Raw genomic sequence first — 25751 nt, forward strand, 5'->3', positions numbered from 1 at the left:
CTCCCGACTCCGGAACCACCGAACAGACTGGCTATGCTCACGCCATGGCCGCTCTTGGATGGCTCACTCCCCGTAGGCGCTCCGCCACCGCCCGGAGCGTGTTGGCAGGCGAGGCGTCGGCAGAAGCCGCACGCAAGTCCACGCAGGAGCAGGAACCGCCGCCGTCCGCCGAAAAGGACAAGGACAAGGGAGAACCGGAGTTCCCCGTCCTCGGCGACGACAAGGCCGCCGCGTTCTTCGACCTCGACAACACCGTGATGCAGGGCGCCGCGCTCTTCCACTTCGGGCGCGGGCTCTACAAGCGGAAGTTCTTCGAGACCCGCGATCTCGCGAAGTTCGCCTGGCAGCAGGCATGGTTCAGGCTGGCCGGGGTCGAGGACCCCGAGCACATGCAGGACGCCCGCGACTCCGCCCTGTCCATCGTCAAGGGCCACCGGGTGGCCGAACTGATGACGATCGGCGAGGAGATCTACGACGAGTACCTGGCCGACCGCATCTGGCCCGGCACCCGCGCGCTCGCCCAAGCACACCTGGACGCGGGCCAGAAGGTGTGGCTGGTGACGGCGGCACCGGTCGAGATCGCCACGGTCATCGCCCGCCGCCTGGGCTTCACGGGCGCACTGGGCACGGTCTCCGAGTCGGTGGACGGCGTCTACACGGGCAAGCTGGTCGGCGAACCCCTGCACGGCCCGGCAAAGGCGGAGGCGGTACGCGCCCTGGCCGCGGCGGAAGGCCTCGACCTCACCCGCTGCGCCGCCTACAGCGACTCCCACAACGACATCCCGATGCTCTCCCTCGTCGGCCACCCCTACGCCATCAACCCCGACACCAAGCTCCGCAAACACGCCCGCCAACTCGACTGGCGCCTCCGCGACTACCGCACCGGCCGCAAGGCCGCCAAGGTCGGCATCCCAGCAGCAGCCGGCGTAGGCGCGGTAGCAGGCGGCACAGCAGCAGCCATCGCCCTGAGCCGCCGCAGGCGCTAGCACCTCCCGCCCAGCTGCGGGCAGTCGTGCCGCCTGGGGCGGCACGGGTGGGCGCAGGCGGCACCCCGTCAGCGCCGGGCCGCGCGACCCACCCCCGCCCAGCCCCCACGCCGCGCAACGCCCGAACGCCGGGCAATCCAGTGGTCGTACCCCCACACCGCCCCACCCAGTCCCGTTGGCTGCACACGGCCACAACACGCCCCGCTCCTGACCGGAACCCGACCACACACGATCAACAACCGGTCACTGTGCGGCACTTGATCGACCGTCAATCGGTTACAGAAGCGACGGAATCGATGATTTGAGCAACTGGGCGTAGCAATGCCTGCACGAAGCGTTATTCTCCTCAGACGCAATCCGGTACCCCTCCGTCGCTACGACGGGTGAACGGTCCCGCACTGCACGTGATGGAAGCTCTGCCTCTGGGAGTCCCGTGTACCCACACGTCGGGGTTGACGCCTCGGGCCTGGCTACGCTGCGCGCAACGGTCCTCGACCTGTTGCGCGGCTTCGTCCCCACCGCGTACGCCGTCCCCGCCCTCGCCGTAGCCACAGCGCCGGTCGGCCCGTGCTACGCGCTTGCCGACGGCACCGCCGCCGTCGGCAGACGAGGGCGTTCGGCCGGTGCCACCACCGCTCGCCGCCCGGCCGCGGACAGCGACAGCGCCCGCATGATGGACCTCGTCGAGCGCGCACAGGCCGGCGAGGCCGATGCCTTCGGGCGTCTCTACGACCAGTACAGCGACACCGTCTATCGGTACATCTACTACCGGGTGGGAGGTAAGGCGACCGCCGAGGACCTTACGAGCGAGACCTTTCTGCGGGCACTCAGAAGAATCGGCACCTTCACCTGGCAGGGACGGGACTTCGGGGCATGGCTCGTGACCATCGCCCGCAACCTCGTCGCCGATCACTTCAAGTCCAGCCGGTTCCGGCTGGAGGTGACCACCGGGGAAATGCTCGACGCCAACGAGGTCGAGCGCTCACCCGAGGATTCGGTGCTCGAATCCCTCTCCAACGCCGCACTGCTCGATGCCGTGCGCCGACTCAATCCCCAGCAGCAGGAGTGCGTCACGCTCCGCTTCCTGCAGGGCCTCTCCGTCGCCGAGACCGCCCGCGTCATGGGCAAGAACGAGGGCGCGATCAAGACCCTCCAGTACCGTGCCGTCCGCACACTTGCCCGGCTCCTCCCGGACGACGTCCGCTGACCGCCCGTACACGCTCAGCCATCTCCAACTCACCTACAGCGACGTTCCGTTGACTCCACCGTCGGATCATCCATCGTCCGTAACCCAAGTGCCACGCCGCTCGTTGTGCGGGATGCAGGCTCCCTGTGGTCACTCCCCGACCGTCTTCGATCACTCGATCGTGTGGATTCGGTCAGGGGGTGCAACCCTCAGGACCCCCTGGGGAGTCGACCGTCATGACGAGAGGAGGTGCCGCCAGTGATCGCGAACGTATCGGCGCACCGGCGGGCGAACGCCTTCGCCCAGGCCCTGGAGGAGTCCGACCGGGGCCCGGCGGCCGAGCAGTCAGAGGCACCACCGGCAGAGGCTGCTGCGGAACAGACCGAGCAAGGGCGCCTGCTGGCCCTCACGACCGGTCTCGGCGAGCTGCCCAAGCCGGTGATGGACCCCGAGGTCAAGGTCGTCCAGCGGGCCCAGCTGGTGGCCGCCATGGAGGCCATGCTCCAAGAGGGTTCCGTGGGCGGCGGGGCGACCGCGCCCGCGATGCCGGGGCAGCGGTCCCATCGAGGGCGCGGTACCCATCGGGCGAGCCCGCTGGGCAAGTTGCGGCCACGCACCCGGCTGGCCAAGGGGCTGACCGCCGGCGGGCTCAGCGTCGGGGTGGCCGCCGGTGCCTTCGGTGGCGTCGCCGCCGCGAGTTCCGAGGCACTTCCCGGCGACTCGCTCTACGGGCTCAAGCGCGGCATAGAGGATTTCAAGCTCAACTACCTGGCCGACGGGGACGACGAGCGCGGCCGTTCCTACCTCGACCAGGCCTCGACCAGGCTCAGCGAGGCCCGGCGCCTGATGGAGCGCGACCGCAGCGGCCAGCTCGACCACGAGTCGGTCGGCGCGATCCGCCGTGCCCTGTCCGGTATGACGCACGACGCCTCGGAGGGCCACCGCCTGCTGAGCGCGGCTTACGAGCGCGACCCGGCATCCCTGGGCCCCATCCAGGCCCTCTCCACCTTCTCGAGTTCGCACCGCGACGCCTGGGGCGCGCTGCGCGAGCGGCTTCCCGTGCAACTGGGAGACGTCAGCGAGCAGGTGTCGTCGGTCTTCGACGCCATAGACGAAGAGGTCGCCCCGCTGCAGTCCCTGCTTCCGCAGCCTCCCACCGACGGGGGCGGCGGCGACGGTGAGCGGCAGGGCACCGGATCCACGTCCACCGGCTCCTCCGGCGCCGATCGGTCCGCGCCACCGAGCGCGGGCAGCGGCACATCGGACCGAGGCGGCGCCGGCGACACCAAGCCCAGCAAGCCGTCCGAATCCGACACCGAGAGCGACGGCCTGCTCGGCGGCAGCACAGGCGGCCTGCTCGACCCGCCGAAGAACACCGGCACCGCCACCCCGTCCGGCAGCAGCACCCCGAGCACCGAGCCGGACGTCACCCTTCCGCCGCTGCTCCCGGGCCTACTGCCCGGTCTCGGCATCGAAGGCGAGGACGTCGAGTAGGGGGTACGGCAGTAGTACGACGACGGGGGCGCCCTTCTCACAAGGGGCGCCCCCGTCGTCGTACGAACGTTTCCTCAGTCAGAAGAAGTCCGTCAGAAGAAGACCGAGCGGCGCTGCACCAGCAGTTTGTAGAGGGTGTGCTGGATCTGCTCCCTGACCTGGTCGGTCAGGTTGAACATCAGCATGGGATCCTCCGCCGCCTCCGGAGGATAGCCGTCCGTGAGGATCGGCTCGCCGAACTGGATCGTCCACTTCGTCGGCAGCGGGACCGCGCCCAGCGGGCCGAGCCACGGGAAGGTCGGCGTCAGCGGGAAGTACGGGAAGCCGAGCACCCGGGCCAGGGTCTTGGCGTTGCCGATCATCGGGTAGATCTCCTCCGCCCCGACGATCGAGCACGGGATGATCGGGGTGCCCTGGCGCAGTGCCGTGGAGACGAAGCCGCCGCGGCCGAAGCGCTGGAGCTTGTAGCGCTCGCTGAAGGGCTTGCCGATGCCCTTGAAGCCCTCCGGCATCACACCGACCAGTTCGCCCTGGGCCAGCAGCCGTTCGGCGTCCTCGGCGCAGGCCAGGGTGTGGCCGAGCTTGCGGGCCAGTTCGTTGATCACCGGCAGCACGAAGACCAGATCGGCCGCCAGGAGGCGCAGGTGACGGCCGGCCGGGTGGTGGTCGTGCACGGCGACCTGCATCATCAGGCCGTCCAGCGGGACCGTGCCGGAGTGGTTGGCGACGATCAGGGCGCCGCCGTCCGTGGGGATGTTCTCGACACCCTTCACCTCGACCCGGAAGTACTTCTCGTACACCGGGCGCAGCAGGGACATCAGGACATGGTCGGTGAGTTCCTGGTCGTAGCCGAAGTCGTCGACCTCGTAGTCCCCCGTCAGCCGGCGGCGCAGGAAGGCCAGGCCGCCCGCGATGCGCCGCTCCAGGCCGCCGTCGTCCTTGGGCCGCTGCGGCGGCTGTTCCTCACGCGTCACAGGGACATCATCCTGCTCGAGCGCCCGCCCGGGCAGGGGCTGGACCTCACGGACCAGTGCGGGTTCACCGCTCTTGCGCCGGCTCCCCGAACTGGTCCGGCGCCGCGGCGGCCGCTGTACGGCGCTCCCGCGGGACCGGTCGTCGTCGAACGGAATGACCTTGGCATCCGCCATCGTTGATGCGCTCCTCAGTTGGCGCTCTGCGTCGGGGGGTGGCCGCTGCCCGGGAAAGGCAGCGCGGCGATCCGGTCGACAGCCCCCGCGAGGGCCTCCGGGGGCAGGAGTCCGGGACCGTGACTGCGCGCGAACTCCGCGAAGGTCTCGGCGGTCGTGTACTTCGGCTTGAATCCGAGCGTCTCCCGCATCTGGTCCGTCGCCACGACCCGGCCGTGGGTCAGCAGCCGGATCTGCTCGGGCGAGAAGTCCGTCATCCCCAGCGTACGCACCGCCGAGCCCGCCCAGGTGACGGCGGGCAGCAGCAGCGGCAGGGTGGGCCGCCCGAGCCGCCTGGAGCACTGGGAGAGCAGCAGGACGCCGTCGCCGGCGATGTTGAAGGTGCCGCTGTTGAGGGTGCCGCGCTCCGGCTCGTGCGAGGCGATCCGCAGGACGTCGATCACGTCGTCCTCGTGCACGAACTGCAGCCGGGGGTCGTAGCCGAACACGGTCGGCAGGATCGGCAGCGAGAAGTACGAGGCGAGCGGGGTGTCGGCGGTGGGGCCGAGGATGTTGGCGAACCGCAGCACACACACGGCGACGTCCGGCCGCCGGCGCGCGAAGCCCCGTACATAGCCCTCGACCTCGACCGTGTCCTTCGCGAAGCCGCCGCTGGGCAGGGACTTCGGCGGGGTCGTCTCGGTGAAGACGGCAGGATCGCGCGGCGCGGACCCGTACACATTCGTACTGGACTTCACGACGAGCCGTTTGACGCTGGGCGACTTCTGACAGGCACCCAGCAGCTGCATCGTCCCGATGACGTTGGTCTCCTTGACCGTCGCCCGGCTGCCGCTGCCGAGCGCGGTGGCCGTCACATCCATGTGGACGACCGTGTCGGCGGCCGTCTCGGCGAGCACGCGCGCGATGGTCGGCTGCCGGATGTCGGCCTGGATGAAGTCGGCGCCGCCCAGGTGATGCGCGGGCGGGACCGCGTCCACGGCGACCACCCGGTCCACCTGTGGGTCACGCTGGATCCGTCGTACGAACCGGCCCCCCAGCTGACGGGCCACTCCGGTCACGAGCACGACCTTCCCCAAGATCAGCGCCTTCCTTCCAGGAATCGTCCTGCCCCGACACACCGCTGCTCGTTACCCTGCCGTGTTCCCCGTGTGTCGCCAACTTAGCGGCTCGATGTTGCGCTGTGATGACCACCCAATGCACGAAGTGACGGCATCCACAGACGTACGAACAGACCAAGCCATGTGAAACACCGGCGTACGCACAGAACACCTGGGCCTGTGGAGACACACGTGGCCCCCCACCGGGTGCGGTGGGGGGCCACGGTCACGCTCTCGCGACGTCTTCTGCGCCGTCCGTAGTCCTCGTCCTCGCGGACGGGCGGACTACTTCTTGTTACGACGCTGAACGCGCGTGCGCTTGAGCAGCTTGCGGTGCTTCTTCTTAGCCATCCGCTTGCGCCGCTTCTTGATAACAGAGCCCACGACTACCCTCGCTCACTTCTCATCACTCGGCGTTTGGGCGCCATGGGCCCATACGACCTACGAGGGGCTAGCCTACCCGTCCGAGCGCTGAGGTCGTAATCGAGGGGGCCGGGCAGATCCAATGGTGCCCTGAGGATCTCCCCGGACCACCGTCGTCAGGCGGTTTCCACCCCCACGTAGCTCTCGCGGAGGTACTCGTGAACCGCGTTCTCGGGGACGCGGAAGGACCGCCCCACCCGGATCGCAGGCAGATGACCACTGTGCACCAGTCGGTACACGGTCATCTTCGACACTCGCATCACCGAGGCGACTTCCGCCACGGTAAGGAACTGAACCTCGCTCAGAGGCCTCTGCTCAGCAGCCATGACACACCTGAACCTTCCGCACTCGACCGACGGCCACCGGCTTCCCCTTCCGGTGACTCTTCGTCGCTGCGTGCTCACTCCCCAATGTAGGGGCGGGTGATGCGAGTGGGGAAGAGGTGCACCCATCGGCGGCCTACTGTGACAGACACGCTCGATTGAGTACGTAGCGGGTAAGCGGCAGGTAGTAATCAGACCGCACAGCGTCATCAAGTGGAACGACGACGGACACGGACCCCTCGGCCTCCCCCACGAAGAGCGCGGGGTCATCGGTATCCGCAAGACCAATGGCCTCAAACCCCAGCTGACCTGCTCCGCAGACCCACCCGTGATCCCCGATCACCAACTCGGGCAACGGCCCGCCGGCCTCGGCCGCCGCCGCCAGCGCGGTACGAACCGGGAGCGGTGAGTGCGTGTGTGCGCCGGTCTCACAACCGGAGCGGAAGGCATCCGGTTCTCGCATCAGCGCGACTCCTCGTACGTAGTCAAGGTTGTACGTGCGTAGACCGAACCGGGTCGTTATGTCGACACAGCGACCCTGCGCCGGTGTGAGTACGGCACATCCCGCCGCCGACAAAGCGTCTGCCAAGGCCGCGTAGAACCCGAGCAGACGGTGCGGATGCCCGGTACCGAACAGCACAGGCGCGCCACGCTCCGCGACGGCCCCGATCCGATCGGCGAAGGCATCAAGCGCGTCCAAAGTCAGCCCAGGATCGATCACATCAGGCCCGTCCACACACCCCAAATCATCCGAAACCCCACACTTCTCCGCCATCAACCCAACCAATTCCCGCACCCCCCAAGCCCACTCAGGATCAATCCCGATCAAAACCCGAGGATCCCGAGCCGCAAACAACCGATAACTCCGCAGACTCTCCTCCCGAGAAGTAGCCACCACCCCAGCCAACCGAGCAGCCAACAGATGCGCACGCAGTGCACCGGTACTCAACACGGGAGCGATGCTGACGGACGAGCGTGATGGCCGTCAGGGGAACGGAGGAAGACCGCACAGTTGGCGTAGCGGAGACCATCCCGGCGCTGCCTGACACACGAAGCCCACCCACAGCCGGAAGCCGAGCCCCCTCAGCCACACCCAGGCCATCCGGCGCTAGAGGACGAGCCCATCACAGCCACACCCAGCCCCTCCGACGTACGAGAACGAGACCGCCACAGCCACACCCGGCCGCCGCCGCCGCCGAGCCCACCTCAGCCACCCCCAGCCCGTCCGGCGTTTGAGGACGAGGCCGCAGGCCGATGGGGTGCAGGGGCGAAGCCCCGGTGGGGTGCAGGGGCGAAGCCCCGCAGGGGGTCCAGGGGCGAAGCCCCGCAGGGGGTCCAGGGGCGAAGCCCCGCAGGGGGTCCAGGGGGCGAAGCCCCTTGGCGGGGTCGAAGGGGCGGAGCCCCTTCAGGATGGGACGGGTAGGGGCGGCGGGGGCGAAACCCCTACGCCAGCAACCCCCGCAACGGAAACACAGCCCTCCGCGTAGCCAACACCGCCTGATCCAACCGATCCGCAGGGTCGTACCCCGCCTCCCACGCAGCAAAGCCCACAGGCCACCGCCCATCAGTCATCCGCACAGGCCCCAACTGCCGCGTACGAGCAAACACCTCCCGCCGCCACCCCTCAGGAATCACCGCCTCAGGCTCCACCGCCCGCCCAGCCGCAATCCCCACCAGATGCGTCCACGACCGCGGCACCACATCCACCACCGCGTACCCACCCCCACCCAACGCGACCCACTTCCCCCCGGCGTACTCATGCGCCAACTCATGACAAGCAACCTGCACCGCCCGCTGCGCATCCAGCGAAACCGCCAAATGAGCCAACGGATCCTCGAAATGCGTATCCGCCCCATGCTGAGTCACCAGCACATCCGGCCGAAAGTCCGCAATCAACTCCGGCACAACCGCATGAAACGCCCGCAACCACCCCGCATCCCCGGTCCCCGCCGGCAACGCCACATTCACCGCCGACCCCTCAGCGACCCCCTCCGCCCCCGTCTCCTCAGCCCACCCGGTCTGCGGAAACAAGGTCCGAGGATGCTCATGCAGCGAAATCGTCACAACCCGCGGATCCTCCCAGAACGCCGCCTGCACCCCATCCCCGTGATGCACATCGACATCCACATACGCGACCCGCTCAGCCCCCAGCTCCAGCAACCGAGCAATAGCCAGCGACGCGTCGTTGTAAATACAGAACCCCGACGCACCCCCCGGCATCGCATGATGCAACCCACCCGCGAAGTTCACCGCATGCAGCACATCCCCATGCCACACAGCCTCCGCCGCCCCCACCGACTGCCCGGCGATCAACGCGGACACCTCATGCATCCCGGCGAACGCCGGATCATCGATCGTCCCGATCCCGTACGACCCGTCCGCCGCCCCGGGATCCTCCGACGCCGCCTTCACCGCGGCGATGTAATCCTCCCGATGGACCAGCCGCAACGTCGACTCCCCGGCAGGCTTCGCCGCCACGACCTCCACATCCCGGTCGAGCCCGAACGCACCCACCAGCCCCCGGGTCAGCGCAAGCCGAACCGGATCCATCGGATGCTCCGGACCGAAGTCATAGCCCGTTACTGCCTCGTCCCACATCAGCTGTGCGCGGCCGCTCATGCCCGCCACCGTATCGGTCCGGTTGACTCTCGAACGACCGGGCGTACACCAACGTCACCAGCACCAACACCATCGGCACAAGCATCGCCCCGCGATAGCTCCAGGCATCCCCCAACGCCCCCACCAACGGCGAACCGATCAAGAACCCCACATAGTTGAAGACATTCAGCCGAGCGACGGCCGCATCCGAAGCCCCGGGAAACAACCGCCCGGCCGCCGCAAAGGTCTGCGGCACCAGCACACACAACCCCAGCCCCAACAAGGTGAACCCGAGCATCCCCACCCACGCCCCAGGCGCCACAGCCACCACAGCAAACCCCACAGCAGCCACCACCGCCCCACCCCGTACGACAGCCACGGCCCCGAACCGCCGCACCCCGAAGTCCCCGAGGGCCCGCCCCACCAGCGTCGTCACCATGTAGACGTTGTACGGAACGGTGGCCAGCTCCTCCGAACTCCCCAGCACATCCTCCAGATACTTCGCACTCCAGTTGGAGACGGTCGAGTCCCCGATGTACGCGAAGGTCATCACCAGACACAGCGGCAACAGCACCTTGAAACTGACGGCGCCACCCCCACCCCCCTCGACGTCCGCCCCTTTCCTCTCCGCCACCCCGTCGACGTACCACCGACTCCCCACCAGCGCAGCCGGCAGAAGCACCACCACAACCGGCAGATACGACACGAACAGCGCCAGATCCCAGTGCGCCCCCACCCACGCGAGCGAGGCCCCGAGAATCCCGCCCAGGCTGAACGCGGCATGGAAGCTGAGCATGATGCTGCGCCCGTACGACCGCTGCAGACTCACCCCGAGCATGTTCATCGAGGCGTCCAGCGCCCCCACGGCGAGCCCGAACGCGGCCAGCGCGATGCCCAGTTCAACCGTCCGCTCACCGGCCCCGACCCCGAGCAGCGCGAGGAGCACCACAGGCTGGGACCACCGCAGCACCACACTGGGCCGTATGCGCTTCACCAGCCGCTCGGTCGTGACACTCCCCACCCCGGCGAGAATCGGCACCGCCGCCAGGAAGGCAGGCAGCAGCGCGTCGGAGACGCCGTACCGGTCCTGGATGGCAGGGATGCGCGTCACGAGCAGCGCAAAGGCAACACCCTGAACGAAGAAGCCGAACGCCAACGAGGCCCTACCGCGCCGCAGCACATCAGTCATGGCGGCGAGCGTAGGGCCCAGGCGTACCGCTGGGTATATCAAGCCAAAGATGAATTTCCCTCAAGTTTGCCGGAGGCGGGGTCGGCGGCGAGCAGTCCGGCCAACTCCCCCATCCCGGCGAACACGTGAGTCGCCCCCGACAACCTCGCCACAGGAGTCATGGCGGTGAACCCATACACGTCCATCCCAGCCGCAACCGCCGCCTCCACCCCCAACGGACTGTCCTCCACCACCACACACCGCTCCGGCGCGACCCCCATCCGCTCGGCCGCGTACAGAAACAGATCAGGCGCCGGCTTCCCTCGCCCCACATCCTCCGAACTGAAGATCCGCCCGTCATCGAACCACCGGTCCAACCCGGTCGCCCGATGCCCCACCCGAATCCGCTCATGACTCCCCGACGAGGCCACGCAGTACGGCACCCCCTCCCCCGCAAACTTCTCGAGCACCCCCACGGCCCCGTCCACCGGCTTCAACTCCCGCTCGAACGCCGCGAACACCCGAGCATGAAACACATCATCAAAATCCGCCGGCAACCGCCGCCCGGTCCGTTCCTCCACCAGATCGTGTACGCGGTGCATGGCGGCGCCCATGTAGTCGCGAAGGGAGTCCTCGTACGAGGTCGGATGCCCGAGCTCGGTGAGATAGGCGGCCAACAGCCTGTTGGAGATGGGCTCGCTGTCGACGAGCACTCCATCGTTGTCGAAGATCACGAGGTCATAGCGCATGCCTACGAGCCTAAACCGACCCCGAACGCAGAAAACCCCCGCGCTGAAAAGCACGGGGGTTTTCTCAAGTTTTGTTCGGCGGTGTCCTACTCTCCCACAGGGTCCCCCCTGCAGTACCATCGGCGCTGTAAGGCTTAGCTTCCGGGTTCGGAATGTAACCGGGCGTTTCCCTCACGCTATGACCACCGAAACACTATGAAGTTACGACCGGACACAACACGGTCGTTGCCTCAGAACTAACACAGTGGACGCGAGCAACTGAGGACAAGCCCTCGGCCTATTAGTACCGGTCACCTCCAGCGGTTACCCGCCTTCCAGATCCGGCCTATCAACCCAGTCGTCTCCTGGGAGCCTTAACCCCTCATGGGGGTGGGAACACTCATCTCGAAGCAGGCTTCCCGCTTAGATGCTTTCAGCGGTTATCCCTCCCGAACGTAGCCAACCAGCCATGCCCTTGGCAGAACAACTGGCACACCAGAGGTTCGTCCGTCCCGGTCCTCTCGTACTAGGGACAGCCCTTCTCAATGTTCCTGCGCGCGCAGCGGATAGGGACCGAACTGTCTCACGACGTTCTAAACCCAGCTCGCGTACCGCTTTAATGGGCGAACAGCCCAACCCTTGGGACCGACTCCAGCCCCAGGATGCGACGAGCCGACATCGAGGTGCCAAACCATCCCGTCGATATGGACTCTTGGGGAAGATCAGCCTGTTATCCCCGGGGTACCTTTTATCCGTTGAGCGACGGCGCTTCCACAAGCCACCGCCGGATCACTAGTCCCGACTTTCGTCCCTGCTCGACCCGTCGGTCTCACAGTCAAGCTCCCTTGTGCACTTACACTCAACACCTGATTGCCAACCAGGCTGAGGGAACCTTTGGGCGCCTCCGTTACTCTTTAGGAGGCAACCGCCCCAGTTAAACTACCCATCAGACACTGTCCCTGATCCGGATCACGGACCCAGGTTAGACATCCAGCACGACCAGACTGGTATTTCAACGACGACTCCCCCTGAACTGGCGTCCAGAGTTCACAGTCTCCCAGCTATCCTACACAAGCCGAACCGAACACCAATATCAAACTGTAGTAAAGGTCCCGGGGTCTTTCCGTCCTGCTGCGCGAAACGAGCATCTTTACTCGTAGTGCAATTTCACCGGGCCTATGGTTGAGACAGTCGAGAAGTCGTTACGCCATTCGTGCAGGTCGGAACTTACCCGACAAGGAATTTCGCTACCTTAGGATGGTTATAGTTACCACCGCCGTTTACTGGCGCTTAAGTTCTCAGCTTCGCCACCCCGAAGGATGACTAACCGGTCCCCTTAACGTTCCAGCACCGGGCAGGCGTCAGTCCGTATACATCGCCTTACGGCTTCGCACGGACCTGTGTTTTTAGTAAACAGTCGCTTCTCGCTGGTCTCTGCGGCCACCCCCAGCTCACCGAGTAAATCGGATCACCGGCGATGGCCCCCCTTCTCCCGAAGTTACGGGGGCATTTTGCCGAGTTCCTTAACCATAGTTCACCCGAACGCCTCGGTATTCTCTACCTGACCACCTGAGTCGGTTTAGGGTACGGGCCGCCATAAAACTCGCTAGAGGCTTTTCTCGACAGCATAGGATCATCCACTTCACCACAATCGGCTCGGCATCAGGTCTCAGACTCCTGCCAGGCGGATTTACCTACCTGACGTCCTACACCCTTACCCCGGGACAACCACCGCCCGGGATGGACTACCTTCCTGCGTCACCCCATCACTCACCTACTACAGGTCTGGTTCGCCGGCTCCACCACTCCCCCTTGCCCGAAGGCTCCGGGGCGGCTTCACGGACTTAGCATCGCCCGGTTCAGTGTTAGACGCTTTACAGCGGGTACCGGAATATCAACCGGTTATCCATCGACTACGCCTGTCGGCCTCGCCTTAGGTCCCGACTTACCCTGGGCAGATCAGCTTGACCCAGGAACCCTTAGTCAATCGGCGCACACGTTTCCCACGTGTGAATCGCTACTCATGCCTGCATTCTCACTCGTCAACCGTCCACAACTCGCTTCCGCGGCTGCTTCACCCGGCAGACGACGCTCCCCTACCCATCCCAGCCCCCGTTGGGGGTACATGCTGGAATGACACGACTTCGGCGGTACGCTTGAGCCCCGCTACATTGTCGGCGCGGAATCACTAGACCAGTGAGCTATTACGCACTCTTTCAAGGGTGGCTGCTTCTAAGCCAACCTCCTGGTTGTCTGTGCGACTCCACATCCTTTCCCACTTAGCGTACGCTTAGGGGCCTTAGTCGATGCTCTGGGCTGTTTCCCTCTCGACCATGGAGCTTATCCCCCACAGTCTCACTGCCGCGCTCTCACTTACCGGCATTCGGAGTTTGGCTAAGGTCAGTAACCCGGTAGGGCCCATCGCCTATCCAGTGCTCTACCTCCGGCAAGAAACACACGACGCTGCACCTAAATGCATTTCGGGGAGAACCAGCTATCACGGAGTTTGATTGGCCTTTCACCCCTAACCACAGGTCATCCCCCAGGTTTTCAACCCTGGTGGGTTCGGTCCTCCACGACCTCTTACAGCCGCTTCAACCTGCCCATGGCTAGATCACTCCGCTTCGGGTCTTGAGCGCGCTACTCCACCGCCCTGTTCGGACTCGCTTTCGCTACGGCTTCCCCACACGGGTTAACCTCGCAACACACCGCAAACTCGCAGGCTCATTCTTCAAAAGGCACGCAGTCACGAGAACAAGGCAAGCCTTGTTCCGACGCTCCCACGGCTTGTAGGCACACGGTTTCAGGTACTATTTCACTCCGCTCCCGCGGTACTTTTCACCATTCCCTCACGGTACTATCCGCTATCGGTCACCAGGGAATATTTAGGCTTAGCGGGTGGTCCCGCCAGATTCACACGGGATTTCTCGGGCCCCGTGCTACTTGGGTATTCTTCAAGCGAGCCGTACAGATTTCGACTACGGGGGTCTTACCCTCTACGCCGGGCCTTTCGCATGCCCTTCGCCTATCCATACGGTTTCTGACTCGCCGACCAGCCGGCAGACTGATCAAGAAAAAACCCACAACCCCGTATACGCAACCCCTGCCGGGTCTCACACGCATACGGTTTGGCCTCATCCGGTTTCGCTCGCCACTACTCCCGGAATCACGGTTGTTTTCTCTTCCTGCGGGTACTGAGATGTTTCACTTCCCCGCGTTCCCTCCACATACCCTATGTGTTCAGGTATGGGTGACAGCCCATGACGACTGCCGGGTTTCCCCATTCGGACACCCCCGGATCAAAGCCTGGTTGACGACTCCCCGGGGCCTATCGTGGCCTCCCACGTCCTTCATCGGTTCCTGGTGCCAAGGCATCCACCGTGCGCCCTTAAAAACTTGGCCACAGATGCTCGCGTCCACTGTGCAGTTCTCAAACAACGACCAGCCACCCGTCACGCACCGCTTACGCAATGCTGCACCGGGGCCGGCATCGAGGGGGTTCATTCCCTCAGACACCCAACAGCGTGCCCGGCACCCTCGCCACTCGTGATCAGCTTTCCACGCTCCGAAGAGCAGTACTGGCAGCCCGAGATGACTGAGAGTGCCGAATAATCAACGTTCCACCCATGAGCAACCGTGCGAGACATTTGCTCGCAGTCGGCTATTGCTCCTTAGAAAGGAGGTGATCCAGCCGCACCTTCCGGTACGGCTACCTTGTTACGACTTCGTCCCAATCGCCAGTCCCACCTTCGACAGCTCCCTCCCACAAGGGGTTGGGCCACCGGCTTCGGGTGTTACCGACTTTCGTGACGTGACGGGCGGTGTGTACAAGGCCCGGGAACGTATTCACCGCAGCACTGCTGATCTGCGATTACTAGCAACTCCGACTTCATGGGGTCGAGTTGCAGACCCCAATCCGAACTGAGACCGGCTTTTTGAGATTCGCTCCACCTCACGGCATCGCAGCTCATTGTACCGGCCATTGTAGCACGTGTGCAGCCCAAGACATAAGGGGCATGATGACTTGACGTCGTCCCCACCTTCCTCCGAGTTGACCCCGGCGGTCTCCTGTGAGTCCCCATCACCCCGAAGGGCATGCTGGCAACACAGGACAAGGGTTGCGCTCGTTGCGGGACTTAACCCAACATCTCACGACACGAGCTGACGACAGCCATGCACCACCTGTCACCCGGCCACAAGGGGGGCACCATCTCTGATGCTTTCCGGGCGATGTCAAGCCTTGGTAAGGTTCTTCGCGTTGCGTCGAATTAAGCCACATGCTCCGCTGCTTGTGCGGGCCCCCGTCAATTCCTTTGAGTTTTAGCCTTGCGGCCGTACTCCCCAGGCGGGGAACTTAATGCGTTAGCTGCGGCACCGACGACGTGGAATGTCGCCAACACCTAGTTCCCACCGTTTACGGCGTGGACTACCAGGGTATCTAATCCTGTTCGCTCCCCACGCTTTCGCTCCTCAGCGTCAGTAATGGCCCAGAGATCCGCCTTCGCCACCGGTGTTCCTCCTGATATCTGCGCATTTCACCGCTACACCAGGAATTCCGATCTCCCCTACCACACTCTAGCTAGCCCGTATCGAATGCAGACCCGGGGTTAAGCCCCGGGCTTTCACACCCGACGTGACAAGCCGCCTACGAGCTCTTTACGCCCAATAATTCCGGACAACGCTTGCGCCCTACGTATTACCGCGGCTGCTGGCACGTAGTTAGCCGGCGCTTCTTCTGCAGGTACCGTCACTTGCGCTTCTTCCCTGCTGAAAGAGGTTTACAACCCGAAGGCCGTCATCCCTCACGCGGCGTCGCTGCATCAGGCTTGCGCCCATTGTGCAATATTCCCCACTGCTGCCTCCCGTAGGAGTCTGGGCCGTGTCTCAGTCCCAGTGTGGCCGGTCGCCCTCTCAGGCCGGCTACCCGTCGTCGCCTTGGTGAGCCATTACCTCACCAACAAGCTGATAGGCCGCGGGCCCATCCTTCACCGCCGGAGCTTTCAACCCCCACAGATGCCCGTGGAAGTGCTATCCGGTATTAGACCCCGTTTCCAGGGCTTGTCCCAGAGTGAAGGGCAGATTGCCCACGTGTTACTCACCCGTTCGCCACTAATCCCCACCGAAGTGGTTCATCGTTCGACTTGCATGTGTTAAGCACGCCGCCAGCGTTCGTCCTGAGCCAGGATCAAACTCTCCGTGAATGTATTCCCGGTCATCCGGGTCGACACCACGAGAGCGGAACCGCCGAGCGGAATAAGCCCGACCGTTCACAGCGTCCTCGCTGTGTATTTCTTCAAAGGAACCACGCCCTCTCAAATTGAGAGAGACGGGGTATCAACATATCTGGCGTTGATTTTTGGCACGCTGTTGAGTTCTCAAGGAACGGACGCTTCCTTCGTACTCACCCGAGAAACTCTCTCTCGCGGCTTTCCTCCGGGCGCTTCCCTTCGGTCTTGCGTTTCCGACTCTATCAGATCCTTTCTCGACCTGATCCCCAGTCAGCGGGGTTTGCCTTCCCGGCCGTTGAGCCGTTCCGACGAGTGAGACTTTAGCGGATTCCTGGCTCCCGAGCTAATCGGGGGCTGCGATCTCTCGAACGCGGATTCCTCATTCCGTAAATACGCATACCAATGACGCGACGGCAGAATGATCACTGCTCGTCGAGTAGTGGTTGGTACTTACGGATTGGCTGTCCGGGGACCGACCGGAGTCGGCGCTCACGTCGGACAACTCGGAGAACAGTACGTACCGGGTCTGGGCGTGTCAACTTGGGTCCGCGGCGGGCTGTCGAGGCGTAGCCTGGCCTGCGTGATGACGCGTACGTGTACCCAGCTGTGGTGGGCCGCCTGACGGCGGCCGTACTCACGTATGCAACCAACGGCCGCCGCTTCGGCGGCCGTTCTCGTATCTCCCTCCGGGAGGGTCGGCCGGCCGGGTGCGGCGGTCTCGACCAGGAGGTGGAGAGATGACGCGGGTCTTCAGTGGGGTCAAGCCGACCGGGCATCTGACGCTGGGGAACTATCTGGGAGCCATGCGGCAGTGGGCCGCGGTGGATCAGCATCAGGCGGATGCGCTGTTCTGCATCGTCGACCTGCATGCGCTGACCGTGGATCACGATCCGGCGCGGGTGCGACGGCTCAGTCGGCAGGCGGCGACGCTGTTGCTCGCTGCGGGGCTGGATCCGGCGTTGTGCACCGTGTTCGTGCAGAGCCACGTGGATGAGCATGCGCGGCTGTCGTATGTGCTGGAGTGCGTGGCCACCGACGGTGAGATGCGGCGGATGATCCAGTACAAGGAGAAGGCGGCGCGTGAGCGCGAGCGGGGCGGGAGTGTGCGGCTGTCGTTGCTGACGTATCCCGTGCTGATGGCGGCGGACATCCTGGCGTATGGGACCGATGAGGTGCCGGTGGGGGATGACCAGGTGCAGCATGTGGAGCTGGCGCGGGATCTGGCCGTGCGGTTCAACCAGCGGTACGGGCATACGTTCGTGGTGCCTCGGGCGACGCATCCGAAGGTGGGGGCGCGGGTGATGAACCTGCAGGAGCCGACGTCGAAGATGGGGAAGAGCGAGGACGTCGGGCCGGGGATCGTCTATCTCCTGGATGAGCCCGAGGTGGTGCGGAAGAAGGTCATGCGGGCCGTGACCGACAGCGGGCAGGAGGTCGTGTACGACCGGGAGGGGCGGCCCGGGGTCGCGAATCTGCTGGAGATCCTTGCGGCCTGTACGGGTGGGAACCCGGAGGGCTTGAGCGGTGTATATGAGTCGTATGGCGCGTTGAAGAAGGACACCGCTGACGCCGTGGTGGAGTTCCTCAGGCCCGTACAGGAGAGGCACAAGGAGTTGTGCGCGGATCCTGGTCATGTGGAGGGGGTGTTGCGGGATGGGGCTGAGAAGGCACGGGCGATGGCGCGGCCGACTGTGGATACCGCCTACCGCGCGATCGGGCTGCTGCCGCCTGCCTGAGATAGCCAGGCGGCTGTCGTCCTAGGTCCCGTCCTTTAGTCCTTTAGTCCCGGCTGTCTCCCTTCGCCTTGCCACTCCGGCCAGGGCTAGTGCGAGGGGGCCCGGGGTCAGGAGGGCGAGCGGCAGCATCATCCAGGCGCAGAGTGCAGCTGTGGCCACCGCGAGCAGGACCAGGGCGCTGCCCGCGGGGTCACGTGCTGTGTCGGTGGCGGCTGCGCGGAGTGCCGCCCGCCAGTCGGTGAGGGACTCGGGGCGGGCGCAGGCCCGTAGGGCGACGGTGAGGGCCACTGCTGTGAGTGCTGTGGCCGCTGTGGCGAACAGTCGTGCTCCTGGCAGGCCCGCGCCGGCCAGGGCCAGGTCCGCAATCACCAGCAGGGTGGCGGCCAGGGCGAGTGCGCCCGCGGCCAGGTCGCCGGGGCGCAGGCGTTGGCGGAGCAGGGCGAAGTAGCGGCCGGCGGTGGTGGGTTCGTGGTTGGCCGCGCCCCTGAGTACCGCGCAGGCCGTGGAGAGGGCGGCCGGTGCGGTGATCAGAGGGAGGCAGGTGAGGGTGGTGGCCAGGCCGATGCTGAGGACGTCGGCGAAGAGGGTGGCGCGCGGGCCGAAGAGTTCGCCGGGCTCGCGGTGGGGTGTCGTGCTCATCCCTTGACCCCCGAGGAGGCCATGCCTTCGACGAGGAAGCGTTGGAAGGCGAGGAAGAACAGGACGATCGGGAGGAGGGCGATCACCGACATCGCGAACATGGGGCCGAAGGAGGACTGGCTGGACGCGTCGACGAACTGTCGGAGAGCAAGGGTGAGCGTGAACTTCTCGGGGCTGAAGAGGTAGATGAGCTGGGTGAAGAAGTCGTTCCAGGTCCAGATGAAGGTGAAGATGGCGGTGGTGATCAGGGCGGGGCGGGTCAGCGGGAGGATGACCGAGAAGAAGGTGCGGAAGGGGCCGCAGCCGTCGATCGTCGCCGCTTCCTCGAGTTCTCGTGGCAGACCGCGCATGAACTGGACGATGAGGAAGACGAAGAACGCCTCTGTGGCCAGGAACTTCGGCAGGATCAGCGGCCAGTATGTGTTCACCATGCCGAGTTGGTTGAAGACGATGTACTGCGGGATCAGTACGGCGTGGTGCGGCAGCATGATCGTGGCGATCATGAAGGCGAACAGGGGCCCTCGCATACGGAACTTCAGCCGGGCGAAGGCGTATGCGGCGAGCGAGCAGCTGATGACGTTGCCGAGGACCGCGCCGCCTGCGACGAGCAGGGAGTTGAACAGCAGACGGCTGATGGAGACGTCGTTCACGCCGTCCAGCGCGGTGCTGTAGTTGGACCACTCCAGGTGGGACGGCAGCAGCTTGAGGCTGGTGATCACCTCGTCGGCGGGCTTGAGCGAGGTCGCGAGCAGCCAGACCAGCGGATAGAGCATCACCAGCAGGGCGGCGAGGCAGCCGATGTGCAGGGCGATGCGGTTCAGCGGCAGGCGCCGCCGTGAGTCCGGGTGGGGATCGGTCTTGCGGGGGGCGTCGGTGGCGAGGGTCATCGGGCCCCTCCCTCGGTCTCGTTGGCGTAGAAGACCCAGCTGCGTGAGGTCTTGAAGAGGACGGCGGTGACCAGGCCGATGGCGGCGAGCAGGACCCAGGCCATGGCTGAGGCGTAGCCCATATGGGAGGCGACGAAGCCGCGGTCGTAGAGGTAGAGCGTGTAGAAGAGCGTCGAGTCGGCGGGGCCGCCCTTGCCTGCGCTGATGGCGAAGGCGGGTGTGAAGACCTGGAAGGCCTGGATGGTCTGGAGCACCAGGTTGAAGAAGAGCACCGGGGACAGCATGGGGATGGTGATCGAGGTGAAGCGGCGCCAGGTGCCGGCGCCGTCGACGGCGGCTGCCTCGTACAACTCGGCGGGGATCTGCTGGAGCCCGGCCAGGAAGATGACCATGGGGGCGCCGAACTGCCAGATGGTGAGGAGGGCGACGGCCAGGAGGGCCCAGTCGGGGCGGTTGACCCAGCCGCCGGTGCCGAGGAGTCGGTCGACGGTGCCGCCGTCGTTGAACAGGGCCCGCCAGACGAGGGCGATGGACATGGAGGCGCCGAGGAGGGAGGGGGCGTAGAAGGCGGAGCGGTAGAAGGCCTTGCCGCGGCGCATCGATTTCAGGGCCAGGGCCACTGCCAGGGCGAGCGCGAGCTGGAGGGGGACGGCTATGACGACGTAGGTGAGGGTGGCGAGGACGGAGCGCCAGTAGCGGGGGTCCTCGGTGAACATCTGGGTGTAGTTGCGCAGGCCGATCCAGCGGGGGGCGGTGAACATGTCGTAGTCGGTGAACGACAGGTACAGCGACACGGCCATCGGGAGCAGGGTGAGCACGCTCGCGCCGAGCACCCATGGGGAGAGGAAGACCCAGGCGGCTCCTTCGCGGCGGCGTCGGGAGCGGCGCGGGGCGGGGGCCTTGTCGGTCTGGGCGGTGCGGGCGACGGGGGTTTCGGTGGTGGTCATTGCCTCAGCTCCGCCTTCGCCTCGGTGAGGTAGTTCTCGGCCGCCTCGCGGGGCGACAGTTTGCCGAAGGACACCTGGTCGTAGTCGCGCATGAAGGTGGTCTGCAGGCCGCTGTCGCCTGAGGGTGGTGCCTGGGGTGGCGGTTTGAGTTCGCCTTCGACGGACTGCTGGTAGTCGGCGATCTGCTTGTCGATGCCGGTGAGTTCGGGGACGACGGTGTCGCGGGCGGTGTCGTTGACCGGGATGCTGCGGGTGGCGCCGAGGACGCGGGCCGCGTCGAGGTCGTTGACCATGAAGTCGATGAACTCGGCGGCTTCCTTGGGGTGGCCGGTGGAGTCGGCCACGGCCATGAACATGGAGGGCTTGAAGTACTGACCGACGCCGGAAGGGCCGGCGGGAAGGGGGCCGAGGACGAGGTTGTCACCGACGATCGGGACCAAGCCGGCGGTGGGGGCGTCCCAGTTGAAGTCGCCGGAGGCGGTGCCGCGGCCGAGTGGGGTGTTCTCGACGGTGCCGTCGACCTGGGTGGTGTCCTCCGCCGAGGAGACGGCTCCCTCGCGGCGCAGTCCGTCGGTGAAGGTCCAGAAGCGGGTGAGGTCGTCGGCGGTGAAGCCGGGGTCGCCGTCCTTGGTGTAGAGGGACTTGCCCTGGCCGCGCAGCCACACCTCGAAGACGTCCTCGCTCTGGCCGGGGTCGACGGAGCCGGGCTTGCCGGTGCGTTCGGAGACGTTGCGTACGGCGTCGGCCCAGTCGTCCCAGGTCCAGCCGTTGGCCGGGAGGCCGACGCCTGCCTTCTTCCACTGCTGGGCGTCGTAGGCGAAGGTCTCCGTGCCGCGGCCCTGTGGGATGGCGTACTGGGTGTCGTCGACCTTGCCGGTGGCGAGGAGGCCGGGGTCGATGTCGCTGGTGTCCAGGACGCTGGACTGGGTGCCGAGGTCGAGGAGGATGCCGCCCTGGGCGTACTGGTCGATCTGGCGGTAGTCGAGCTGCATGACGTCGGGGGCGTCGCCGCCGGCGGCCTGGGTGGCGAGTTTCTGTTTGTAGGCCTCGTAGCCCGCGAAGGAGGTCTGGATGTCGATGCGGGGGTGTTGCTTTTCGAAGAGGGAGATGGCCTTCTCGGTGCGTTCGGCCCGGTCGGGGTTGCCCCACCAGGTGTAGCGCAGAACGGTCTTGTCGCCGGTGGCCTGGTCCGATCCTCCGCTGCAGCCGGTGCCGAGGGCACTGAGTGCGAGCGTGAGGGCCAGAGCCCAGGACATCGTTGTCCTATTGCCGGGCATGGGGTGTCGCGTCTCCTCTCGGAGGTGGGGGGACGTGGTGCGCGGACTGTCAGCCGCTGGGGAGTTGGTATTCGTCGCGGCGGCCGCACATGCCGTAGCCGCCGAGGCGGAGGGGGTCGGTGCTCAGGGCGGTGGCGGTGGCGAGGTAGTCACCCGCGGTGCCGGTGGCCAGGGCGTCGAGTTGGGCGCCGGTGTGCTGGGCGGCGGCGAGGGCGCCGCGTTCCCAGATCCCGCGCCAGGCGGCGGCCTTGGGGGCGACCAGGCGGGCGGCGGCTTCCTGGAAGGCGCGGTACGGGGCGGGGTCGCCGGCGCGGAGGGACTCGCGCAGGGTGAGGTAGCCCTCGACGGCGAGGTCGCGGCGTTTGCGGGCGGCGGCCTCGATGTCGGGGCTGTCGAGGGGCGGGAGGGTGGCCGCGGCGGCGTAGCGGTCGGGGTCGTCCAGGTAGTCGGAAGGGAAGGTGAAAACGGCGTCGCCGGCTTCGGGCAGGCCGCTGTTCTGCATCAGGACGGTGATGCGGAGGTCCTCGCCCTGGACCATGCGGTGGACAGTGCCGGGGGTGAACCAGGCGACTGTGCCTGCCTGGAGCGGGAGTTCGCGGTAGCCGTCGGGGCTGAGGGTCTGCACGCTGCCGGTGCCGCCGGTGACGACGTAGGCCTCGGTGCAGACCAGGTGGAGGTGGGGGCTGCCGCCGCAGACGCCGTCGGCGGCCTGCCAGTCGTACGGAGAGAGATGGGAGAGGGCGATGCCGCCGGGGAGTGGGGGGGTGTTGGGGAGTGTCACCAGCTCAGCTCCTTCAGTCGGGCCGCCACGCGCGAGGTGTCCCAGGCGCCGTCGGCGACGAGGATCCGGTAGCGGTACGAGAAGGACTCCCCCGGTGGGAGCGCGAACTCCTCGTGGAACGCCCAGGAGAAGGCGACGGTGGGGATGGGTTCGGAGCGGACGAACCAGTGGGAGGAGTGGATGGAGTTGTCGTTCTCGGGGGCGTGGGCGAAGACGAGGGTGGAGTGGCCGTCGATGTCGTCGTGTTCGGCGGTGAAGGCGAGCCAGGGGGTGTGGGTGCCCATGAGGTCGTCGGAGGCGTCGCGGTCGTCCGGGCCGTCGGGGCCGAAGGCGCGGCCGCCGGTGAAGTCGCGGGGGCCGCGCCAGTGGAGACCGGTGTAGCCGGCGTGCTCGCGGCCGGCGGTGGTCGGGGAGCCGAAGGTGAGAGGCTCGCCGTCCGCGCGGACGTTGGTCAGGTGGATGGACCAGTCGAGGGCCCAGGATCCGGAGTCCAGGTCTACGTCGTGGAGGGTGAGCGTGCGCCTTTCGCGGGCCCATTCGGCGCCCTGGTTCTCGATCCAGGTGAGGCGCTCGGTGAAGGCGAGGCGGTCGGCGGAGACGTCGAGGGTGTCGAAGCCGTCGTGGCGCATCGAGCCGATGCGGTCGCGGAGGGGGAGATAGCCCTCGCCGTGGATGTAGGAGTGGCCGCCCCAGAAGTTCTGGCCGGAGAGGTGGCTGGCGGTCATCTGTACGCCCTTGTGCCAGCGGTGGTCGTTGGGGCGGTAGCCGGAGACGGGGTGGCCGGCGAGGGTGCGCAGGGGGTGGATGTACGGCTTGCGGGACTCGTACGGATCGGGGTCGGGCTTGTAGACGTACTCCATCAACCGGACATCGCCGGATGCGACCGTGATGCGTTCGCCGTGGACGTGGGTCACCTGGATCTGCGGCTCGGCGGTGTGGGGGGCGGTCACTTGGGGCTCCATTCCGGGTGGTTGCCGTGCATCGCTGAGTAGAACGGGTCGCCGGGCGCGATCTCGCCGGCCCGGACGGTCGCGCCGGTGAAGGCCGACTTGTAGAGGGCGGCGGCGAATTCGAGGGTGCGGCGGGCTTCGGGGCCGCTGCCTGGGGGGCGTACGCCCTTGTCGTGGGCGTCGAGGAGGGCGCCGAGCTGGGCCTTGTGGGAGCTGGGAATGTCAGTGGTGGGTGGTGGAATGGGAGTGGTGCCGGGAGAGGGGGTGTAGGTCCAGTCGGTGTTGGAGTGGCCGTAGAGGTGGGTGAGTTCGACGGTGGCGCGGTCGCAGTCGATGCGGATGCGGCTGACCTCGTCGGGTGAGAGGACGCTGTTGACGACGGTGGCGAGGGCGCCGTTCGCGAACCGGACGAGGGCGGTGGAGACGTCCTCGCTCTCGGTGGCGTGGACGAGACGGGCGGCCATCGCGCGGATCTCGGTCCAGTCGCCGAGGAGGTGTAGGAGGAGGTCGTACTGGTGGATGCCGTGGCCCATGGTGGGGCCGCCGCCCTCGGAGGCCCAGCGGCCGCGCCACGGTACGGAGTAGTAGGCGGCGTCGCGGTGCCAGGTGGTCTGGCAGTGGGCTACGCGCGGGGTGCCGAGGGTGCCGTTCTGGATGAGGTCGCGGGCGTGGACGGCGCCGGAGCCGTAGCGGTGCTGGAAGACGACGGAGGCGTAGGCGCCGGTGGCTTCCTCGGCGGCGGCGAGCTCGTCGTATTCAGCCAGGGAGAGGGTGAGCGGTTTCTCGCACAGGGCCCAGGCGCCGGACTTGAGGGCGGCGAGGGTCTGCTGCTGGTGGAGGGCGGGTGGGGTGCCGATGAGGACGACGTCGGGGTGCTCGGTGTCCAGCATGGTGGGCAGGTCGTGGTAGCCGGTGACCCGCTCACCGGCCAGTTTCTGGAATTCCGTGAGGCGGGTGGCGTCTACGTCGACTGCGGCTACGAGTTCGATGCGGTCGGCGTGGGCGCGGAGGGCGGGGAGGTGGCTGCCGGTGACGATGGCGCCGGTGCCGACGACTGCTGCCCGGAGGGGGGAGGTGGAGCTGGATGGCATAGAGGGCACCTCAGGAAGGCCGGAGGGAAAGCGCTTTCCGCTGCTTCGTCCGACGTTATGCACGCACCCGAGGATGGGACAAGACGCGCGTCGCGATCAGTGATCAACAACTTCCAACACGGGGAGGGGATTTCCGCGTGGGGATTTCCGCATGCTGGAAGGTGGTGAGGCGACGGAGTGCCGGGGCTCGGCTAAGCCGCGGGGGCCGGGGGCGGCTCGGCTAAGCCGCGTATGCCGGAGGCCGTCGGCTCAGGCGTTGTTGCCGGAGGCCAGTTCGCGGCTGCGGTCGCGGGCGGCTTCGAGGGCGGCGATGAGGGCGGCTCGTACGCCGTGGTTCTCGAGTTCGCGGATGGCGTTGATGGTGGTGCCGGCCGGTGAGGTGACGTTCTCGCGGAGCTTGACCGGGTGTTCGCCGCTGTCGCGGAGCATCGTCGCGGCGCCGATCGCGGACTGGACGATCAGGTCGTGGGCCTTGTCGCGGGGCAGGCCGAGGAGGATGCCGGCGTCCGTCATCGCTTCGACGAGGTAGAAGAAGTACGCCGGTCCCGAGCCGGAAAGGGCCGTGCAGGCGTCCTGCTGGGACTCCGGGACGCGGAGGGTCTTGCCGACGGCGCCGAAGATCTCCTCGGCGTGCGCGAGGTCGGCTTCGCTGGCGTGCGTGCCGGCGGAGATGACCGACATGGCCTCGTCGACCAGGGCCGGGGTGTTCGTCATGACGCGGACGACCGGGGTGCCGGTGGCGAGGCGGGCCTCGAAGAAGGAGGTGGGGATGCCGGCGGCTCCGCTGATGACCAGGCGGTCGGTGGGGACGTGGGGGGCGAGTTCGTCGAGGAGGGCGCCCATGTCCTGCGGTTTGACCGTGAGGATGAGGGTGTCGGCGGTCTTGGCGGCTTCCGGGTTGGTGACCGGGGTGACGCCGTAGCGGGTACGGAGTTCTTCGGCTCGTTCCTGGCGGCGGGCGGTGACGAGGAGGTCGGCCGGGGTCCAGCCGGCTCGGATCATTCCGCTGAGCAGGGCTTCGCCGATTTTGCCGGTGCCGAGGACTGCGACTTTCTGGGTCATGG

At 66.4% G+C, this 25751-nt stretch carries 20 protein-coding genes and 3 rRNA genes; 4 read left to right on the forward strand and 19 right to left on the reverse strand.

The features are described from left to right. Positions 1-44: 44 nt before the first annotated feature. The 3 genes from OG828_RS21880 to OG828_RS21890 all read left to right on the forward strand — a co-directional run bounded on the left by OG828_RS21880 (position 45) and on the right by OG828_RS21890 (position 3666). Positions 45-986 carry an HAD family hydrolase gene (locus tag OG828_RS21880; RefSeq protein ID WP_328359424.1) on the forward strand — a complete coding sequence of 314 codons (942 nt, stop codon included), beginning with the start codon at positions 45-47 and terminating at the stop codon, positions 984-986. Positions 987-1419: 433 nt separating this feature from the next. Then, positions 1420-2193: an ECF subfamily RNA polymerase sigma factor, BldN family gene (locus tag OG828_RS21885; protein ID WP_210582793.1), complete on the forward strand. Its 774-nt coding sequence runs from the start codon at positions 1420-1422 to the stop codon at positions 2191-2193. 237 nt (positions 2194-2430) lie between these two features. Further along, positions 2431-3666: a DUF5667 domain-containing protein gene (locus OG828_RS21890; protein WP_328502074.1), complete on the forward strand. Its 1236-nt coding sequence runs from the start codon at positions 2431-2433 to the stop codon at positions 3664-3666. Between the two features lie 92 nt (positions 3667-3758). On the opposite strand, the gene OG828_RS21895 is transcribed toward OG828_RS21890, so the two are convergent. The 11 genes from OG828_RS21895 to OG828_RS21945 all read right to left on the reverse strand — a co-directional run bounded on the left by OG828_RS21895 (position 3759) and on the right by OG828_RS21945 (position 16352). Beyond that, a complete protein-coding gene (locus tag OG828_RS21895; protein ID WP_328359432.1) occupies positions 3759-4814 on the reverse strand; it encodes a lysophospholipid acyltransferase family protein in 1056 nt (351 codons plus the stop codon). Positions 4815-4828: 14 nt separating this feature from the next. Next, a complete protein-coding gene (locus OG828_RS21900; RefSeq protein ID WP_328359435.1) occupies positions 4829-5890 on the reverse strand; it encodes an NAD-dependent epimerase/dehydratase family protein in 1062 nt (353 codons plus the stop codon). Between the two features lie 306 nt (positions 5891-6196). Next, positions 6197-6295 (reverse strand): 30S ribosomal protein bS22, encoded by a 99-nt coding sequence (locus OG828_RS21905; RefSeq protein ID WP_003948845.1) that lies wholly within the window; start codon positions 6293-6295, stop codon positions 6197-6199. Positions 6296-6450: 155 nt separating this feature from the next. Continuing rightward, positions 6451-6660: a helix-turn-helix domain-containing protein gene (locus OG828_RS21910; RefSeq protein WP_016437488.1), complete on the reverse strand. Its 210-nt coding sequence runs from the start codon at positions 6658-6660 to the stop codon at positions 6451-6453. 133 nt (positions 6661-6793) lie between these two features. After that, positions 6794-7609 carry a phosphatase gene (locus OG828_RS21915; RefSeq protein ID WP_328502075.1) on the reverse strand — a complete coding sequence of 272 codons (816 nt, stop codon included), beginning with the start codon at positions 7607-7609 and terminating at the stop codon, positions 6794-6796. 491 nt (positions 7610-8100) lie between these two features. Beyond that, on the reverse strand, positions 8101-9276 hold the full coding sequence (locus OG828_RS21920; RefSeq protein ID WP_328502076.1) for an acetoin utilization protein AcuC: 1176 nt from the start codon (positions 9274-9276) through the stop codon (positions 8101-8103). Then, a complete protein-coding gene (locus OG828_RS21925; RefSeq protein WP_328502077.1) occupies positions 9227-10444 on the reverse strand; it encodes an MFS transporter in 1218 nt (405 codons plus the stop codon). Before OG828_RS21925 ends, OG828_RS21920 begins: the two co-directional genes overlap by 50 nt. 38 nt (positions 10445-10482) lie before the next feature. Then, positions 10483-11172: an HAD family hydrolase gene (locus OG828_RS21930; protein WP_328502078.1), complete on the reverse strand. Its 690-nt coding sequence runs from the start codon at positions 11170-11172 to the stop codon at positions 10483-10485. 73 nt (positions 11173-11245) lie between these two features. Continuing rightward, a 5S ribosomal RNA gene (gene rrf / locus OG828_RS21935) occupies positions 11246-11362 on the reverse strand. Positions 11363-11432: 70 nt separating this feature from the next. After that, positions 11433-14553: ribosomal RNA gene (locus OG828_RS21940) — 23S ribosomal RNA — on the reverse strand. A gap of 273 nt (positions 14554-14826) precedes the next feature. Next, positions 14827-16352: ribosomal RNA gene (locus OG828_RS21945) — 16S ribosomal RNA — on the reverse strand. Together the 16S, 23S and 5S rRNA genes form the textbook arrangement of a ribosomal RNA operon. A gap of 764 nt (positions 16353-17116) precedes the next feature. Here OG828_RS21945 and trpS point away from each other — a divergent pair. Continuing rightward, positions 17117-18115 (forward strand): tryptophan--tRNA ligase, encoded by a 999-nt coding sequence (gene trpS / locus OG828_RS21950; protein WP_328439227.1) that lies wholly within the window; start codon positions 17117-17119, stop codon positions 18113-18115. Between the two features lie 21 nt (positions 18116-18136). On the opposite strand, the gene OG828_RS21955 is transcribed toward trpS, so the two are convergent. From OG828_RS21955 to proC, 8 genes are all read right to left on the reverse strand, one after another. After that, a complete protein-coding gene (locus OG828_RS21955; RefSeq protein ID WP_328502079.1) occupies positions 18137-18754 on the reverse strand; it encodes a hypothetical protein in 618 nt (205 codons plus the stop codon). Continuing rightward, positions 18751-19641, reverse strand: a complete 891-nt coding sequence (locus OG828_RS21960) for a carbohydrate ABC transporter permease (RefSeq protein WP_328502080.1) — start codon at positions 19639-19641, stop codon at positions 18751-18753. Before OG828_RS21960 ends, OG828_RS21955 begins: the two co-directional genes overlap by 4 nt. After that, the gene (locus OG828_RS21965; protein WP_210578020.1) at positions 19638-20588 is read right to left on the reverse strand and encodes a carbohydrate ABC transporter permease; all 951 of its coding nucleotides are present in this window, start codon (positions 20586-20588) and stop codon (positions 19638-19640) included. Before OG828_RS21965 ends, OG828_RS21960 begins: the two co-directional genes overlap by 4 nt. Then, the gene (locus OG828_RS21970) at positions 20585-21865 is read right to left on the reverse strand and encodes an ABC transporter substrate-binding protein (RefSeq protein ID WP_328359462.1); all 1281 of its coding nucleotides are present in this window, start codon (positions 21863-21865) and stop codon (positions 20585-20587) included. The genes OG828_RS21965 and OG828_RS21970 overlap by 4 nt, the downstream gene beginning before the upstream one ends. A gap of 49 nt (positions 21866-21914) precedes the next feature. Next, the gene (locus OG828_RS21975) at positions 21915-22646 is read right to left on the reverse strand and encodes a cupin domain-containing protein (RefSeq protein ID WP_443062426.1); all 732 of its coding nucleotides are present in this window, start codon (positions 22644-22646) and stop codon (positions 21915-21917) included. Beyond that, the gene (locus OG828_RS21980) at positions 22643-23596 is read right to left on the reverse strand and encodes a PmoA family protein (protein WP_328502081.1); all 954 of its coding nucleotides are present in this window, start codon (positions 23594-23596) and stop codon (positions 22643-22645) included. Before OG828_RS21980 ends, OG828_RS21975 begins: the two co-directional genes overlap by 4 nt. Beyond that, positions 23593-24687 (reverse strand): Gfo/Idh/MocA family protein, encoded by a 1095-nt coding sequence (locus tag OG828_RS21985; RefSeq protein ID WP_328359468.1) that lies wholly within the window; start codon positions 24685-24687, stop codon positions 23593-23595. The genes OG828_RS21980 and OG828_RS21985 overlap by 4 nt, the downstream gene beginning before the upstream one ends. 249 nt (positions 24688-24936) lie before the next feature. Beyond that, positions 24937-25749, reverse strand: a complete 813-nt coding sequence (proC, locus tag OG828_RS21990; RefSeq protein ID WP_328502082.1) for a pyrroline-5-carboxylate reductase — start codon at positions 25747-25749, stop codon at positions 24937-24939. Positions 25750-25751 lie beyond the last annotated feature (2 nt).

The sequence above is a fragment of the Streptomyces sp. NBC_00457 genome (assembly GCF_036014015.1).
In the GTDB taxonomy this organism is placed as follows: Bacteria; Actinomycetota; Actinomycetes; order Streptomycetales; family Streptomycetaceae; genus Streptomyces.

What these genes read in the sequence shown, in the direction of transcription:
- OG828_RS21880 (WP_328359424.1), top strand. Translation starts at nt 45, where the DNA reads ATGGCCGCTCTTGGATGGCTCACTCCCCGTAGGCGCTCCGCCACCGCC.
- OG828_RS21895 (WP_328359432.1), bottom strand. Translation starts at nt 4,814, where the DNA reads ATGGCGGATGCCAAGGTCATTCCGTTCGACGACGACCGGTCCCGCGGG.
- OG828_RS21910 (WP_016437488.1), bottom strand. Translation starts at nt 6,660, where the DNA reads ATGGCTGCTGAGCAGAGGCCTCTGAGCGAGGTTCAGTTCCTTACCGTG.
- OG828_RS21920 (WP_328502076.1), bottom strand. Translation starts at nt 9,276, where the DNA reads ATGAGCGGCCGCGCACAGCTGATGTGGGACGAGGCAGTAACGGGCTAT.
- OG828_RS21925 (WP_328502077.1), bottom strand. Translation starts at nt 10,444, where the DNA reads ATGACTGATGTGCTGCGGCGCGGTAGGGCCTCGTTGGCGTTCGGCTTC.
- OG828_RS21930 (WP_328502078.1), bottom strand. Translation starts at nt 11,172, where the DNA reads ATGCGCTATGACCTCGTGATCTTCGACAACGATGGAGTGCTCGTCGAC.
- trpS (WP_328439227.1), top strand. Translation starts at nt 17,117, where the DNA reads ATGACGCGGGTCTTCAGTGGGGTCAAGCCGACCGGGCATCTGACGCTG.
- OG828_RS21955 (WP_328502079.1), bottom strand. Translation starts at nt 18,754, where the DNA reads ATGAGCACGACACCCCACCGCGAGCCCGGCGAACTCTTCGGCCCGCGC.
- OG828_RS21960 (WP_328502080.1), bottom strand. Translation starts at nt 19,641, where the DNA reads ATGACCCTCGCCACCGACGCCCCCCGCAAGACCGATCCCCACCCGGAC.
- OG828_RS21965 (WP_210578020.1), bottom strand. Translation starts at nt 20,588, where the DNA reads ATGACCACCACCGAAACCCCCGTCGCCCGCACCGCCCAGACCGACAAG.
- OG828_RS21970 (WP_328359462.1), bottom strand. Translation starts at nt 21,865, where the DNA reads ATGCCCGGCAATAGGACAACGATGTCCTGGGCTCTGGCCCTCACGCTC.
- OG828_RS21985 (WP_328359468.1), bottom strand. Translation starts at nt 24,687, where the DNA reads ATGCCATCCAGCTCCACCTCCCCCCTCCGGGCAGCAGTCGTCGGCACC.
- proC (WP_328502082.1), bottom strand. Translation starts at nt 25,749, where the DNA reads ATGACCCAGAAAGTCGCAGTCCTCGGCACCGGCAAAATCGGCGAAGCC.